Source organism: Streptomyces sp. NPDC020192, from assembly GCF_044388685.1.
In the GTDB taxonomy this organism is placed as follows: domain Bacteria; phylum Actinomycetota; class Actinomycetes; order Streptomycetales; family Streptomycetaceae; genus Streptomyces.
The window spans coordinates 256,413-271,756 of record NZ_JBIRXG010000010.1 but is presented as its reverse complement, the minus strand read 5'-3'; the positions used below and the strand labels follow the sequence as shown (position 1 = coordinate 271,756).

Sequence of the window (15,344 nt, the reverse complement as noted above, 5' to 3'; positions counted from 1 at the left end):
CGCCCCCGCACGCCCTCAGCGTGTCTCCGGCTTGCGGTACGCCCGCAGTGCGAACACCGGGTCCGCGCGGGGGCGCTCCTGGTCCGGGAGGGCGGCCAGGCGTGTGGCGAACTCCTCGGTGCGGGGCTCGCCCGGCGACAGCTGGGTGAACCAGCCGCGGCGCAGGTCGGCGATGGTGGCGCGCGGACTGCGGCCCTGGCCGACGCCGTGGAACGCGGTGTCGCCGGCCGGCTCGAGGCCGTGCCGGGCGGCGTGCGCGGCGACGGTGGCGGCGGCGTCCTGGGCGGCGCGGCGCGGGCGGGGGGCGAGGACGGCGTCGATGTCGCTGCCGACGTCGTGCGACGCGGCCTTGTCGACGGTGGTGACGTAGACCCCGCCGGGCCGCAGCACGCGGGCGCACTCGGCGACGATCGCGCGGACGTCCTCGGGGCGGTCCAGCAGGTGCAGCAGCCAGATGCTGGTGACCGCGTCGAAGGTGCCGGTGCCGAAGGGCAGGCGGCGGCTGTCGGCCCGGACGACCGCGCCCGGCAGTCTCGCCCCCGCCCTGCGGACCATGGCGGAGGTGAGATCGGCGCCGGTCACCCGCAGCTCGGGGCGGTCGGCGGCCAGCCTGCGGGTGACGATGCCGGTGCCGCAGGCCACGTCGAGGAGCCGGCCCGGCCCCTCGGGGATGAGGTCGAGCACCGCTTGCGCGGCGGCTTGGGCGCGGGCCTCGCCGCCCCGGGACGCGTCGTAGGCGTCGGCTTCCTTGTCGTAGTCGAGCACGCCCCTCAGTCTGCGCCGTGACCTGGGGCGATGTCCTCCACCCTGCGGGCGAGGTCACAGTCCTTCGCGGTGACGACGCCGCCCGCGCTGTGGGTGTGCACGCTGAGGGAGACGGTGTTGTAGCCGAGGGTGAGGTCGGAGTGGTGGTCCAGCTCGTCCTGGACGGCGGCGATGTGCACGACGAACGCCGCCGCCGCGATGTGCGAGCCGAGCCGGTAGGCACGGGTCAGCCGGTCGCCGTCCAGCGACCAGCCGGGCAGCTCCGCCAGCCGGTCCTCGATCTCCTTCTGCGACAGCGGTTCTACGGCCATGGCCTTCGGCTCCTTTCACGGCGGCGGAACGGGGTGGGGTACGGAATCCGGGTCACCGGTGACGACTTCAGCCTGCCACGTCAGCCGCGTGCGTACTGCGCCGCCACGTCGTCGGCGAGGGCGGCGATGGTGGCCCGGCCCTCCACCCGGGCCACCCAGTCGTGCGGCAGGCCGGTGTCGCCGTGCAGGGCGCCGAGGAGGTTGCCGCAGATCGAGCCGGTGGAGTCGCTGTCGCCCGAGTGGTTGACGGCCAGCAGCAGCGCCTGCTCGGGGCGGGGCTCGGCGAGCGCGCAGTAGACGCCGATGGCCAGGGCCTCCTCGGCGACCCAACCCGCGCCGAGGGACTCCACCTTCTCGGCCGTCGGGGTCCCGTCGGCGGCGAGGTCGAGGGCCGCGCGCAGGGCGGCGGTGGTCTCGTCGTGGCCGCGGTGCCGCTCCAGCAGCCGCAGCGCGCGCAGCACCGCGCCCTCCAGGGAGTCCCCGGCGACCAGGTGGGCCACGATCGCGGCCAGCGCGCCCGCCGCGTAGTAGCCGGTGGGGTGGCCGTGGGTGATCTGGGCGCCGCGCGCCGCCATCGCGAAGGCCGCGTCGGCGGGGTTCACCAGGCCGAAGGGGGCCGAGCGCATGACCGTACCGCAGCCCTTGGAGTCGGGGTTGACCTCGCCGGGTGTGCCGTCGAGCGGGAGCGTGGCGTCGGGCGCGTACATCTGGGCGACGCCGGACAGGCAGGCGTTGCCGGGGGCGCGCCGGGAGTACAGCCAGGCCTCGGTGACCAGCCCGCCCTGGGACGGTGCGCTTGCCTGTGGGCCTGTCGGTGCGCCGGGTTGCGGCGGTTCCGGCTGCTCGGGGCCGGGCCTGGACTGGGTCTGGAGCCAGCGCTCGTACGCCCGGCGCAGCAGCAGGGGCCAGGCGCTGCCGGTGCCCTTCTCGCGCACCTGGGCGCGCGCCTGGATCAGGGCCTCGACGGTGAACAGGGTCATCTGGGTGTCGTCGCTGATCAGGCCGACGGCGCCGTACGCGCCGGGTACGAGACCGGTGACGCCGCGCGGTCCGTGCGCGGCACGGATGCGGTCCAGGGAGGCGAACTCCACGGGGTAGCCGAGGGCGTCACCGAGCGCGCCGCCGAGGAGACAGCCACGCACCCTGGCCCGGTACACGGCCGCGGCCTGAAGGGACGGCGTCGTCCCCGGCTCGTTCATGCGCACCTGAAGCAACTCCTCGACTACGGTCGGACGTATGACCATTGTCGCCTCCGGTCCTTCCGCGTCCGCCATCGCCCCCGCCCCCGCCGACGGCAAGGGAGTCGGCCCGCTGCTGCGCGCCTGGCGGGAGCGGCGGCGCATCTCCCAGCTGGAGCTGGCGCTGCGCGCCGACTCCTCCGCGCGGCACATCAGTTTCATCGAGACCGGCCGGTCCCGGCCGAGCGAGGAGATGGTGCTGCGGCTCGCCGAGCATCTGGACGTGCCGGTGCGTGAGCGCAACTCCCTGCTGCTGGCGGCCGGTTACGCCCCGCACTATCCTGAGACGCCGCTGGACGACCCGGCGCTGGACGCGCTGCGCGACGGCATGGAGCGTCTCATCCAGGGCTACGAGCCCTACCCGGCGCTGGTGGTGGACGCGAGCTACACGGTCGTCGCCGCGAACCGGGGCATCGCCATGCTGCTGGACGGCGTGCCGGAGAAGCTGCTGACCCCGGCGCCGAACGCGATGCGGCTGACGCTGCACCCGGAGGGACTGGCACCGCGCATCCGCAATCTGCGCGAGTGGCGCGGGCATCTGCTGGCGCAGATGGACCGGCAGATCGCCCTGCAGCGCTCGGAGCGGCTGCGTGCCCTGTACGAGGAGGTGGCGGCCTACCCGGTGCCGGAGGACGCGCACGACGACGAGGACGGCGAACCGGCCGGAACCGTCGCGTACTTCGCGCTGCCGATGCGGATCGAGCACGACGGCCGTGTCCTGTCGTTCGTGTCGTCGATCTCCACCTTCAACACTCCGATGGACGTCACGGTCGCCGAGCTGGCCATCGAGACGTTCCTGCCGGCGGACCCGGCGACCGCCAAATACCTGCACACGCTTGCCGGTTGACGCTCTCCATCGATTTTGCGCCACCCGGAAGCTCTCGGACCGGTGTGCGAGAGGCGATCACATGGCAGACTGCCCGGGTACTTCGGCGCGTTGGGGAGGCGTGGCGTGAGTGAGCGACGGGCTGCGCCCACCGTCGGCCAGGTGGTGCTCGGCAAACGGTTGCAGGAACTGCGCGAGGCATCGGGCCTCAGCCGTGAGGAGGCCGCCCGGGTCCTCAGGGTGGCGTCGGCGACCGTACGGCGGATGGAGATGGCCGAGGTCGCGCTGAAGATCCCCTACGTGCAGGTGCTGCTGGACACCTACGGGGTGCCCGAGGAGGAGGCGGCCGCGTTCGTGCGGCTGGCCGAGGAGGCGAACCAGCCGGGCTGGTGGCAGCGTTTCCACGACGTGCTGCCGGACTGGTTCAGCCTGTACGTCAGTCTGGAGGGGGCCGCCCGGATCATCCGCTCCTACGAGCCGCACTTCGTACCCGGTCTGCTGCAGACCGAGGAGTACGCGCGCGCGGTGATGGAGGCCGGCACGATCGGGCAGACCTCGCCGCAGACGGTCGAGCGGCATGTGTCGCTGCGCCTGGAGCGGCAACGGCTGCTGGAGCGGGACGATCCGCCGCACCTGTGGGTGATCATGGACGAGACGGTGCTGCGGCGTCCGGTGAGCACACGCCCCGAGGTGATGCGCGACCAGCTGGACCGGCTGCTGGAGTTCGCCGAGCGGGACCGGGTCACGCTGCAGATCGCCGAGTTCGCGGCGGGCCCGCATCCGGGGACGTACGCGCCGTTCACGCTGTTCCGGTTCGCCGAGCCGGAGTTGCCGGACATGGTGTTCACCGAGTACCTGACCGGCGCCCTGTATCTGGACTCGCGGCGGGAGGTGGCCGCGCATCTGGAGGTGCTGGACCACATGACGGCACGGGCCGCGTCGGCGCAGCGCACGCGAACCCTGCTGCGGGAGTTCCGCGCGAGCCTGTGACGTCCCGGAGGGCGTTCGTGCCGTACAGCCGACTCGGCTGGGCGGCTGGGGGCTGCCGGTAGCATCGGTCGAGGTCGGCGGGGGACGCCACCGGTGGGCGCTGCGGGGGAAGGCGGGCATGGTCAGGCGGTATGTTGTGGCGCCACGTGGCAGGTGGGGCGCGTATCCGGACATCGGGTCCGCGCTGCGGGCGGCCGCCGGGCGGCACGGGCCGGCGCGGGTGGAGATCGAGCCCGGGCAGTACGCGGAGCGGCTCGTCGTCCGGGGCTCGGTCGAGCTGGCAGCGCTGGGCGCACCGGGCTCGGTGGTGGTGAGTCCGGCCCAGGGCACCGTGCTGGAGGCCGCCGGGTCCGTGACCGTACGCGGGCTGCAGCTGGTCGGGCGGGAGGGCGACGTCGTCGATCTGCACGCCGGCGCGCTGGTTCTGGACCAGGTGGTGGTGCGGGCCCACGGCGGGGTCTGCCTGAACGCCCGGCGGGACACCTCGGCTGTTCTGACGGACAGTCACTTCTTCTACGGGAGGTCGGTGTTCGCGGGTGGTACGGGCACGGTGGAGCGGTGCCGGTTCACCGATGCCGCCGACAACGCGCTCGCGGTGATCGAGGGCGGCCGGGTCACGGTCCGCGCCAGCCGGTTCGAGGGCAGCCGGATCCACGGCGTGCGGGTCAGCGACGCCTGGGCCGAACTGACGGGCTGCGAACTGACCGGCACCGGGCGGGCGGCCGTATGCGCGGACACGCGCGCCGAGTTGTCCGTCACCGACTGCGCGATCAGTGCCGTACACGCCGAGGGCCTGCTGTTCATCGAGCAGTCCCGGGGGCTCGTACAGGGCTGCCGGGTCAGCGACGCCGAGCACGGGATCGCGGTGACGACCGGCAGCGATCCCGTCGTACGTGACTGTGTGTTCACCGACTGCCGCGACACCGGCATCAACGTTCCGGAAGCGGGCCTGGGGACGTATCGGAACTGCGAGGTGCGCGACGCCGGCACGGTCGCGGTGTTCGCCACCACCGGCGGCGCGCCCACGGTCGACGGCTGCCGCGTCGTGGGCGGCAACGTCGGTGTCGGGGTCTTCGACAAGGCGCGGGGCCGGTTCACCCGGATCCAGGTCACCGACGTCACGAGCACCGCGCTGCGCGTGTACGAGGGGGCCCGGGCCGTCTTCGAGCAGGTGCGGGTCGAGCGCTGCGCGGCGGGTCTGGAGACACGGGGCGACGCGGCCACCACGGCCGAACTGACCGACGGGCGGTTCCGTGACTGCTCCATGGGCTCCGTGGCCGCGGGCGGCCAGTCGCGGCTCACGCTGAGGAACGTGTCCGCGGAGCACGGGAAAATGGCGCTCGGCGTCGTGGAGGAGGCTCAACTGCGCCTGTTCGACTGCGAGGTCACCGCGGCGACCGTGGGGGTCCTCGCGGCCGGCGGATCGAGGCTGTTCGCGCGGAACGTCACCACCACCGGCTGCGACGTCGGCCTCTGCGGCACGGACTCGGCGTATCTGGACGTCACCGACAGCCGTTTCGCCGACTGCGTGGACACAGGTATGGCCGTGCGGGGGACGAGCACCGGCCGGCTGGTGGACTGCCGGGTCACCGGGACACGGGGGACGGCCGTGCTGCACAACGGCCGTGCCGAACTGGTCGGACTCGACTCCCCGCTGCGTGTCGTGGAGCAGGAGGAGCCCGAACCGGCCGCTCCCCCGCCGCCCTCCGTCGTGCACCATCACGGGCCGGTCTTCCACGCCGCCGTCCACAACGCCCAGTTCGCCTGGGACAGCACCCATGTCAGCCAGCGGCAGCACAACGCAGAGGAAGGAACCGCCACATGACGGACGCTCAGCCGACCGGCCAGGGAGGTCCGGTGTTCCACGGGCCGGTCTCGGGCAGCCAGTTCGCCTGGAACAACCAGACCGTCACCCAGAACCAGCGCAACGACACCACGGCCGCGCCCGGTTACGAGGCACTCGCACAGCTCGTCGGCCAACTGCTGCGCCAGTTGCCCGAGTCCGGCCTCGCCGAGCAGGACCGGGCGGACGCCGAAGCGGCGGCCGCGGAGGTGCTGGCCGAGGTCACGGGACCGGAGGCCCCCGAGCCGGGCCGGCTGCGCCGGGCGCTGAACACGCTCAAGGGCGCGCTGGCCCCGGTCGCCATGGGCGCCTCGGCCGGCGCGGCGGCCGGCGCCGAGCAGTGGGCACACGAGGCGGTCAGGAATCTGACCGCCCTCATGTGAACCCGGGGCGGGACGGACCTCAGGCGGCGCCGCCCTTGCTGTCGCCGGCTTCGTCGTCCACGATCTCCGCGTCCACCACGCCGTCGGCGTCCGTTTCCCGGGCGCTCTCCCGTGGGGGTGCCTGGTCGCCGGCGGCGGAGGCGCCCGCGTACATCGCCTGCCCCATCCGCTGGCTGACCGTGGCGAGTTTCTCCGCCCCCGCGCGCAGGGCGGTGGTGTCGGCGTTCTGTTCCAGGAGGGTTTTCAGTTCCGCGACGGCCGTCTCGACCTCACCGCGGGTGTCGGCGGGGATGCGGTCGTGGTTGTCGCGGACGAACTTCTCGGTCTGGTAGACGAGTTGCTCGGCCTGGTTGCGGGTCTCGGCGGCCTCGCGGCGCCTGCGGTCCTCCTCGGCGTACTGTTCCGCCTCGCGCATCATGCGGTCGATGTCGTCCTTGGGCAGGGCGGAGCCGCCGGTGACGGTCATCTTCTGTTCGCGGCCCGTGGCGAGGTCCTTGGCGGAGACGTGCATGATCCCGTTGGCGTCGATGTCGAAGGCCACCTCGATCTGCGGGACACCGCGCGGGGCGGGCGGCAGTCCGGTGAGGTCGAAGACGCCCAGCTTCTTGTTGTACGCGGCGATTTCACGCTCACCCTGGTAGACCTGGATGCCGACCGACGGCTGGTTGTCGGTGGCGGTGGTGAAGATCTCCGAACGGCGGGTGGGGATCGTGGTGTTGCGTTCGATCAGCTTGGTCATGATGCCGCCCTTGGTCTCGATGCCGAGGGACAGCGGGGTGACGTCCAGCAGCAGCACGTCCTTGACGTCGCCGCGCAGCACGCCGGCCTGGAGGGCGGCGCCGACGGCGACCACCTCGTCGGGGTTGACGCCCTTGTGCGGGTCCTTGCCGGTGAGTTCGCGGACCAGGTCGGTGACGGCGGGCATCCGGGTGGAGCCGCCGACGAGGATGACGTGGTCGATCGCGGCCAGCCGGATCCCGGCGTCCCGCACGGCCTGGTGGAAGGGCTGCTTGCAGCGGTCGAGCAGGTCGGCGGTCAGCTCCTGGAACTGAGCCCGTGTCAGTTTCTCGTCCAGGTGCAGCGGGCCCGCGGCGGAAGCGGTGATGTAGGGCAGGTTGACCGTGGTCTCCGAGGACGACGACAGCTCGATCTTGGCCTTCTCGGCGGCCTCCCGCAGCCGCTGCTGGGCCATCTTGTCGGCGCCCAGATCGATGCCGTGACCCCCCTTGAACCGCTTCACGAGATGCTCGACGATCCGCTGGTCCCAGTCGTCGCCGCCGAGACGCGTGTCGCCGTTGGTGGCCTTCACCTCGATGACGCCGTCGCCGATCTCCAGCAGGGACACGTCGAATGTGCCGCCGCCGAGGTCGAAGACCAGCACCGTCTGCTCCTCGCCCCGGTCCAGGCCGTAGGCGAGGGCGGCGGCGGTCGGCTCGTTGATGATCCGGAGCACCTTCAGGCCGGCGATCTCCCCGGCCTCCTTGGTGGCCTGCCGCTGGGCGTCGTCGAAGTACGCGGGCACGGTGATCACCGCGTCCGAGACGTCCTCGCCGAGATAGGCCTCCGCGTCCCGTTTCAGTTTCTGCAGCACCCGCGCCGACAGCTCCTGCGCACGCAGCCGGGCACCGTCGACGGTACCGCTGTCCGGGAAGCGCCAGGCGGCGTCGCCCATGTGCCGTTTCACCGAGCGGGCGGTGCGCTCCACGTTCGTCACGGCCTGCCGCTTGGCGACCTCGCCGACCAGCACCTCCCCGTTCTTCGCGAACGCCACCACCGACGGCGTGGTCCGGGCGCCCTCCGCGTTGGTGACGACGGTGGGCTCGCCGCCCTCCAGGACGGCCACCACCGAGTTCGTCGTCCCGAGATCGATCCCGACCGCACGTGCCATGATCCGTCCCCTTCCGCCAGGGCGTCTTCGGCACTATCAGCAGAAGACGTGCGTACGGCGGTGTCAATGCCCACGTGGTGGCACAGCGCGATGCCGCGCCCCCTTCGCGGGCGGGCGCGGCACCGGGGGTCGTACGGGCGTCAGGCCAGCTCGGCCGTCAGCGTGATCGTCGTACCGGTCAGGGCCTGGCTGACCGGGCAGTTCTTCTTGGCTTCCTCGGCGGCCGAGGCGAAGCCCTCCGCGTCCAGACCCGGCACCGTACCGCGCACGGTGAGGTGGATACCGGTGATGCCCTCGCCGGGCTGGAAGGTCACGTCGGCCTTGGTCTCCAGCCGGGTGGGCGGGGTGCCGGCGCCGGCCAGGGCGTGCGAGAGGGCCATGGAGAAGCAGCTGGAGTGGGCGCCGGCGATCAGCTCCTCGGGGCTGGTCCTGCCGTTCGCGTCCTGGGAGCGCGAGGCCCACGTGACCGGCTGCTCGCCGATGCCGGAGGAGTCGAAGGTGACGACGCCGTTGCCCTCGAGCAGGTTGCCTTCCCAGACGGTGTGCGCGGTGCGCGTGGTGGCCACGATGGTTCCTTTCGCGTCGGGTCCCGTGACGTGAGATCCCGTTACGGGGGTTTTCCGTGCCCCTATCCGATCACATCCGGGCTCATCTCACTCTGAAGACCGGCCCACGCGGCGTGAACGGGAGGTGACTTCCCTGCGGGATCAGATAGGCGTGCTCACGGCGCACCCGCAGCACGTCGCACCAGCCGTCCGTGATCACCAGCACCGGTGCGGCGGGCGGGAAGTCCTCGGCCCGGTGCAGCAGGTCGATGCCGGGCTGCAGGACCGTACCGCCGCGCCCGTGCACCCGTACCCGGCCCGCGATCTCGGTGGCCGGGAGATAGCCGGCGTCGTGCGGGGCGGCGTCGCAGAAGACCACGCGGGCGGCCGGTACGTCCCGGGCCTCGGCGTAGGAGGCGATCGCGCCGAGCGCCTTGGCCAGCAGGGTGCGGCTCATCGAGCCGGAGGTGTCGAGGACAACGCCGAAGGTGCAGCGGGCGACCTCCTCGGGCGGGAACCAGCGGCCCGCGCGCGGGATGTCGGGGGTGGACGCCTGGCGGCGGGCCGGGCGGGCGAAGGACCGTACGGGCTCGGGGCGGGGCACGAACTCGTCGAACCAGCGGGCGAGTTGCGCGTCCCAGGGCAGCGGTGGATGGCTGAGCGCGCGGATCTCCTCGACGAGGCCACCGGGCAGGAAGCCGCGCTCCTGGGCCTGGTGCAGATCGAGGCACCGGCCGAGGCCGCGCCGGTAGAACTCGTCCAGGTCGACGTAGTCGCCGGGCTGCCGCAGCGGGGCGCCGAGGACGTCGCCGGTGCCCTTGCCGCGCAGGGTGGCCAGGCGCCGGACGAGGCGCAGGTCGCCGGCGATGCGGTCGTAAACCTCCTCGGCGGACAGGCCGGTGAGCTGCGGGTCGTGCAGCAGGCCCTCCGGCATGGTGCCGACCCGCATCTCGACCAGCCAGCCGTTGATGACGTAGTCGCAGGCGACGTTGAAGAGGTAGGGATCGCGGGGGCCGCAGCGGTCGCCGTGGCGGAGGGCGGCGTGCAGCATCTCGTGGGCGAGGACGAACCGCCACTCCTCGTCGTCGAAGGTGCGCAGCGGGTTGACGTAGATCTCGCCTGCCCCGGGGTCGACGGCGGCGATCTGGATGCCGTGGGCGCGGGCGAGTTCGGCGTCGGCGACCAGTCTGATCCCGGCGGCGATGCCGCCGAGCAGCGGGTAGGAGGAGACGAACCAGCTCAGGGCCCGCTCCCAGGGGCGCTGCGGGAGCCGCTCACCGTCGAGGGAGTCCCGGCGGCCGCCGGCCATGTCCATCGCGGCGGACACGGTCCGGGTCAGCGCGGTGGCGAAGGCCAGCTGCCGGTCCGGGACCTGGCCCTGCCGGCCGCGCCATTCGGTGAGTACCTGGTCGGGTGCGCCGCCGGCGGTGTCGCAGCGCTCGTAGACGGGCGGCAGGCCGTGGGCCCGGAAGCGCGCGGCGAGCCGCTCCTCGTCCCCGTCGGGGTAGCTCGCGGGCAGGTCCTCGGGGGTGGTGCCGACGGGGAAACCGAGCAGAAAACGGTTCACCACGACACAGCGGGCGGCGAGGTCGTAGCGGTCGGGCTGCTCACGCGGGCCCTTGGCGGCCGGAACGTGCCCGAAACCGAGGTGAAGGGCGGCGTGCGCGAGCGCCCAGGCCCAGGCGCCGGGCTCGGCGAGCCGGTCGGGGTGGGCGTGCACGGTGGCGTCGGAGTCGACGACGAGCAGCCCCTCGCTCGGGGCGAGCGCGCAGGTCTCGCTGCGGCAGACGCCGAACTCGACGGCGGCGAGCGCCGGGTTGGCCCGCAGCAGCCGCATCCCCTCGGCGAACGCCTCACCGGCCGGATCGCGTTTCTTCTTCGGCGGGGTACGGCTCACCGCCGGGCCTCCACCAGGCGGGGCATGTCGCGGGCCGCCTCGACCAGGAACCACGAGGGCAGCACGGGGTTGCCGTCGGCGTCGGAGGCGATGACCGTCTGGGCGACCTCGACGGAGATCTCGGCGAGCTGCACCAGCAGCGACTTGGCGCGGTAGGCGATCTGCCGGCCGTTCGCCGACATGTGCTCCTTGCCGGCGGGCAGTTCCTTGACGAGCCGGCCGCGGAACGACTCGGCGAGGTAGTACAGCAGGTCCCGGTCCTGCAGGCGGTGCGGCCAGCGGGCGTCGCCCTTGAGGATCGCCTCGATCCCGAACCGGCTGCGCACGACCTTGACGTAACCGCAGAACGCGGTCGCGTGCGCGGGCGTGAGCGTGCCGTGCGCGAGCACCGTCAGGGTCGGCTCGTCGAGATCGGGGCCGAAGGAGTGCAGGGCGTCGGAGAGCATGTGCCAGGAGCGGGGCGTGGAAAACGGTTCCTCGGTTTTCGGCGGCTTGGACCACAGGTGGTCCGGCCGGTCGGTGAGGTGGTCCAGGATCCACGGGTGGATGCCGTTGTCCGCCGCCCAGGCCAGCCAGTCCGTGGCGGAGACCTCCAGATGGACATGGGCGAGCCGGTTGACCAGGGCGGAGGCCAGCGGCCGGGCGAGCGCGTTGTCGGTGGCCCGGTTCCCGGCGCCGATGACGATGGATCCCGCGGGCAGCTCGTAGTTTCCGATACGGCGGTCGAGGATCAGCGAGTAGAACGCCTTCTGCACATCCGGGGTGGCCGCGTTCAGCTCGTCCAGGAACAGGCAGTACGGCTCGTCCCGGGCGATCGTCTCGGGCGGGCAGAACACCGACCGTCCGTCGCGGATCTGCGGCACACCGATCAGGTCCTCGGGGGCGAGCTGCGTACCGAGCAGGCTCACACACTCCAGGCCGAGCGAGTCGGCGAACTCCCGCACCAGGGACGACTTTCCGATGCCGGGGGCGCCCCAGAGGAACACGGGCCGGACGGTGGCGAGGCCGAGGAGGAGTTCGGGGACGCGGGCGGGAGTGACGGTGACGGCAGCCTGCAACGCGGGGCATCCTTGCGGGTGTTCGAGTGACGATCGGGTACGACTCGAACAGTGTGGGCGTACGGCGGTGCGGACGCAGCCGATTTTCAGGCGGCGCGCTCGTCCTCGGTGTCGTCGGTCTCTGTGTCGTCGGTCCCGGTGTCGTCGGTCAGCGGGACCTGGGGGCCGCTCAGCTCGCCCAGCCAGCGCCGCAGCACCTGGTGCACGTGCTCGGCGCCGGTCAGTTCCTCCTCGCCGTCGACCGGTGCGGACAGGTCCAGCGGGGAGAGCAGGAACGGGCGGGACTGGGCGCCGCCGAGACCGCCGTGGGAGCCGATCTGCTCCTCGAAGGCGAGAACCTCGCCGTCGGCGGGGTCGTGCGCGGAGTTCACCATGATGTCGGCGGTGTGCGGGAAGGAGTGGGTGCGGCGGACGGCGTCGGCGGCACCGGGACCGAAGCGCGCCAGCGGCCCGGACCCGTCGTCCAGCTCGGCCAGCGGGATCTCGGCACCGTGGGCACCCAGCAGCACACCGCCGTGCTTCTCGCTGCGCACCAGCAGGAAACCGATTCCCGGATGATGCGCGAGCGTGGTGAGCAGGGCGGGGTGACGGGCGTCGATCTCCTCCTTGGACATCCGGTGGTGCACGTCCGGGAAGGAGACCAGGCCGAGGTTGCCGGAGGCCAGCACGATCGGCTCCGAACCACGCGCCGGCCGGTGCCGTTCCCCCTTCTCCTCCACGGGCCGACGCAGCGCGGCACGGACGGCGGCACGGGCCTCGGCACCGCTGCGTGTGCCCTCGGCCCGGCGCGGGACGGGCAGTCCGCAGCCGGCCCGGACGAGGTCGCCGAGGGTGAGGCCGTAGCGGGCGCGGAAGGTCTCGCCGGGGCTCTGGCCGTGGTCGGAGAGGACGACGATGCGGTAGGGGCGCGGGGCGTGTTCGGCGACCCGCTGGAGCAGGGCGAGGGCCCGGTCGAGGCGTTGCAGCACCTTCTCGGCGTCCCGGCTGTGCGGGCCGGAGTGGTGGGCGACCTCGTCGTAGGCCACCAGGTCGGCGTAGACGGCGGTGCGCCCGGCCAGCATGTCGCCCATCACCGCGGCGACCACGACGTCCCGCTCGACGACGGTGGCGAAGGCCCGCACGAGGGGGTAGAGACCGCCGCGGCGGACCCGGGGCCGTTGTCGGCGCAGCCGGGCGCGGGTGGACTGTCCGACCTCGCGGACCACCTCGGCGACGAAGGACAGGGCGGTGCGTACGGCGCCCGCGGGGTCGGAGAAGTAGGCGAAGTAACCGGCGCGGGAACGGTTCTCCCGGCCTCGGCGGCGGGCGGCGATGGACAGGACGAGGGCCTGCTCGCCGGCGCCGCCGCTGAAGAGGTTGCCGCGGCTGGCACCGTCGACGGTCAACAGTCCGCCGTCGCCCGTGTGCAGTATGGCGCGGCGCTGCAGTTCCGCGGCGCTCGTCGGCCGATTGGACACCATCACCTCCCCGCGGTCCTTCTCGTACCAGCGGAACGCCGGCACGTCGAAGGTGCTGCCATGGAGGATGCCGAGCTGGCTGGCACCGGTCTGACTGGACCAGTCGGTGCGCCAGGGGGTGAGGCGGTGGGTCGGCGGTGTGCCGTCCGACGGTCTGCCGTCGCCCGTCGCCAACCACCGGGCCACGGTGGGCATCACCCCCTTGCGTACCGCACCCGTCAGGACGTCGTGGCCGACGCCGTCGAGTTGGACGAAGACCAGGCCGGGGGTGGTGGGGCAGGGCGGGTCGGAGCCGCGGCGGCGGGTGGCCAGGCGGTGCAGGCGGCGCCGGTACGTCTCGTCGTCGCGTACGGCGAGGGCGGCGCCGGTGGCCGAGGCGACGGCGGACACCACGGCGGCCACGATGACGGCGGTCTCGGGGGCGACGGCGCCCCGGCCGGAGGGGTTGATGCGCAGGGCGAGCAGCAGCAGGGAGCCGTTGAGGACGAAGACCAGCAGGCCGAGGAAGAGGGCGGGGACGAGCAGCAGGAGCCGGACCAGGAGGGGCCAGACCACGGCCGACAGCACGCCGAAGGCGCCGGCGCCGCAGGCCGCGGTGACGGCGATCCGGGGGGCGCTGTCGCCGTCGGCGGACTCGAGTCGGAAGTCGGGCAGCAGGGCGGCGAGGACCAGCATGGTGGCGGTGGAGGCCGCCCATACGGTGACGCTCCGTCCGATCTGACCGACGACCCGCCGCCAGGCCACGCCTCGCACGCCGTGAACACCTCACGTCCCGGCCCGCTCGACGACCGGGCCTCGCTCCACCTTGTCATACCGGGCCGGGACGACCACGGTCACCGGGTTCAGCGGCCGTCGTAGCCCGCGGTCGGCATGGACAGGCGGCGGTGGACGTGGGCCTTCATCTGGGCGTCGTAGGACGGTTCGGCGCGCCCGACGGTCTCGACGCGGACGCCGCGGCGGGCGCATTCGGCGGTGAAGGCCTCGACGGAGGACAGGGCGCGTCGCAGGACACGCAGGCTGGGGGCGACGAACACGTCGACGCCGGGGCGGACGCCGTCCCACAGGGCGCAGTGGTCGAAGCGCAGTCCGCCGACGAGGAGTTCGCGGGCGACGACGTATCCGTGTTCGGCGGCCCAGCGGGCGCACATGGCGTGCTGGCTGCGGGAGTCGACGAGGAAGGGGTCGGCTTCCAGTTCTTCCAGCGGGGTCAGGCTGGCGATGGCGGTGACCCGCACGGGCGCGGGCACGTCGGAGGCGGGCTGCGGTTGTCCCATGGCGTCTGGAGTCCCCCTCACCTCCGGGTTTCGCCGCCGACCCTACTCCTGCCCGTAGGCTTCGGGGAGTCGCGTGAAGGAGGCGAAAGAAGGTGCCGGTGGAGATCACCTGGTGGGGTCACGCCACCTGCGCGATTCAGGACGGGAACATACGTGTGCTCACCGATCCGCTGTTCGCGCGCCGGCTGGCGCATCTGCGGCGCCGCCGGGGGGCGGTCGCGCCGGTTCCGGCCCGGCGCGCGGACGTGGCGCTCGTCTCCCATCTGCACGCCGACCATCTGCACGTGCCGTCGCTGGCCTCACTCGCGCCGGGTGCGCGCCTGCTCGTGCCCCGGGGCGCGCCACGGGCGGTGCCGGCTCTGCGCCGACTGCGGAATCTTGACGTGACCGAGGTGGTGCCGGGGAACGAGGTGCGGGTCGGTGAGGTGCTGATCCGGGTGGTGCCCGCGCTGCACGACGGGCGGCGGTTGCCGGTGGGGCCGCACCGTTCGCCCGCGCTGGGGTACGTCGTGGAGGGCGGGGCGCGGACGTATTTCGCCGGGGACACCGGGCTGTTCGACGCGATGGCGGAGCGGGTCGGCCCGGTGGATGTGGCGCTGCTGCCGGTGGGCGGCTGGGGGCCGTTCCTGGGTGAGGGGCATCTGGACGCCGGGCGGGCGGCGCGGGCGCTGGCCCGGCTGGCACCGCGGATGGCGGTGCCGGTGCACTACGGGACGTACTGGCCGATCGGGATGGCGGTGGTGCGGCCGCACGAGTTCCACGCGCCGGGCGACGAGTTCGTGCGGCTGGCGGGCGTGCTCGCGCCGCAGGTGGTGGTGCGCAAGCTGGGGCACGGGGAGAGTGTGCGGCTGGAGGTCGCGCGGTGAACC

At 72.9% G+C, this 15,344-nt stretch carries 14 protein-coding genes; 5 read left to right on the top strand and 9 right to left on the bottom strand.

Annotation, left to right across the window (positions count from 1 at the left end; translation table 11 throughout):
• Positions 1 to 15: 15 nt before the first annotated feature.
• The 3 genes from ACH47Z_RS21260 to ACH47Z_RS21250 form a co-directional block, all read right to left on the bottom strand.
• Complete coding sequence (locus tag ACH47Z_RS21260) at positions 16 to 765, bottom strand: class I SAM-dependent methyltransferase (RefSeq protein WP_399075804.1); 750 nt, start codon at positions 763 to 765, stop codon at positions 16 to 18.
• 5 nt (positions 766 to 770) lie between these two features.
• Positions 771 to 1,076: a 4a-hydroxytetrahydrobiopterin dehydratase gene (locus ACH47Z_RS21255; RefSeq protein WP_399075802.1), complete on the bottom strand. Its 306-nt coding sequence runs from the start codon at positions 1,074 to 1,076 to the stop codon at positions 771 to 773.
• 80 nt (positions 1,077 to 1,156) lie between these two features.
• Entirely contained in the window at positions 1,157 to 2,275 is a 1,119-nt protein-coding gene (locus tag ACH47Z_RS21250; RefSeq protein WP_399075902.1) for an ADP-ribosylglycohydrolase family protein, read from the bottom strand.
• A gap of 37 nt (positions 2,276 to 2,312) precedes the next feature.
• Between ACH47Z_RS21250 and ACH47Z_RS21245 the strand changes: the two genes are divergently transcribed.
• The 4 genes from ACH47Z_RS21245 (at position 2,313) to ACH47Z_RS21230 (ending at position 6,356) form a co-directional block, all read left to right on the top strand.
• The gene (locus tag ACH47Z_RS21245) at positions 2,313 to 3,161 is read left to right on the top strand and encodes a helix-turn-helix domain-containing protein (protein ID WP_399075800.1); all 849 of its coding nucleotides are present in this window, start codon (positions 2,313 to 2,315) and stop codon (positions 3,159 to 3,161) included.
• A gap of 105 nt (positions 3,162 to 3,266) precedes the next feature.
• Positions 3,267 to 4,130, top strand: a complete 864-nt coding sequence (locus tag ACH47Z_RS21240; RefSeq protein ID WP_399075798.1) for a helix-turn-helix domain-containing protein — start codon at positions 3,267 to 3,269, stop codon at positions 4,128 to 4,130.
• A 136-nt stretch (positions 4,131 to 4,266) separates the two neighbouring features.
• A complete protein-coding gene (locus ACH47Z_RS21235) occupies positions 4,267 to 5,955 on the top strand; it encodes a right-handed parallel beta-helix repeat-containing protein (protein WP_399075796.1) in 1,689 nt (562 codons plus the stop codon).
• On the top strand, positions 5,952 to 6,356 hold the full coding sequence (locus tag ACH47Z_RS21230; RefSeq protein WP_399075794.1) for a hypothetical protein: 405 nt from the start codon (positions 5,952 to 5,954) through the stop codon (positions 6,354 to 6,356). The genes ACH47Z_RS21235 and ACH47Z_RS21230 overlap by 4 nt, the downstream gene beginning before the upstream one ends.
• Before the next feature lie 19 nt (positions 6,357 to 6,375).
• Here the strand turns inward: ACH47Z_RS21230 and dnaK are convergent, their stop codons facing one another.
• The 6 genes from dnaK to ACH47Z_RS21200 all read right to left on the bottom strand — a co-directional run bounded on the left by dnaK (position 6,376) and on the right by ACH47Z_RS21200 (position 14,475).
• Positions 6,376 to 8,244: a molecular chaperone DnaK gene (gene dnaK / locus ACH47Z_RS21225; RefSeq protein ID WP_399075792.1), complete on the bottom strand. Its 1,869-nt coding sequence runs from the start codon at positions 8,242 to 8,244 to the stop codon at positions 6,376 to 6,378.
• Positions 8,245 to 8,384: 140 nt separating this feature from the next.
• Positions 8,385 to 8,810, bottom strand: coding sequence for an OsmC family protein (locus ACH47Z_RS21220; protein WP_399075790.1), 426 nt, complete (start codon positions 8,808 to 8,810; stop codon positions 8,385 to 8,387).
• Between the two features lie 82 nt (positions 8,811 to 8,892).
• Positions 8,893 to 10,626: a hypothetical protein gene (locus tag ACH47Z_RS21215; RefSeq protein ID WP_399075900.1), complete on the bottom strand. Its 1,734-nt coding sequence runs from the start codon at positions 10,624 to 10,626 to the stop codon at positions 8,893 to 8,895.
• 56 nt (positions 10,627 to 10,682) lie between these two features.
• Positions 10,683 to 11,744, bottom strand: a complete 1,062-nt coding sequence (locus ACH47Z_RS21210; RefSeq protein WP_399075788.1) for an ATP-binding protein — start codon at positions 11,742 to 11,744, stop codon at positions 10,683 to 10,685.
• Between the two features lie 86 nt (positions 11,745 to 11,830).
• A complete protein-coding gene (locus ACH47Z_RS21205; RefSeq protein ID WP_399075786.1) occupies positions 11,831 to 13,954 on the bottom strand; it encodes a phage holin family protein in 2,124 nt (707 codons plus the stop codon).
• Positions 13,955 to 14,043: 89 nt separating this feature from the next.
• Positions 14,044 to 14,475: a hypothetical protein gene (locus tag ACH47Z_RS21200; RefSeq protein ID WP_399075784.1), complete on the bottom strand. Its 432-nt coding sequence runs from the start codon at positions 14,473 to 14,475 to the stop codon at positions 14,044 to 14,046.
• Between the two features lie 92 nt (positions 14,476 to 14,567).
• Here ACH47Z_RS21200 and ACH47Z_RS21195 point away from each other — a divergent pair, with 92 nt between their 5' ends.
• Positions 14,568 to 15,341, top strand: a complete 774-nt coding sequence (locus ACH47Z_RS21195) for an MBL fold metallo-hydrolase (RefSeq protein WP_399075782.1) — start codon at positions 14,568 to 14,570, stop codon at positions 15,339 to 15,341.
• Positions 15,342 to 15,344 lie beyond the last annotated feature (3 nt).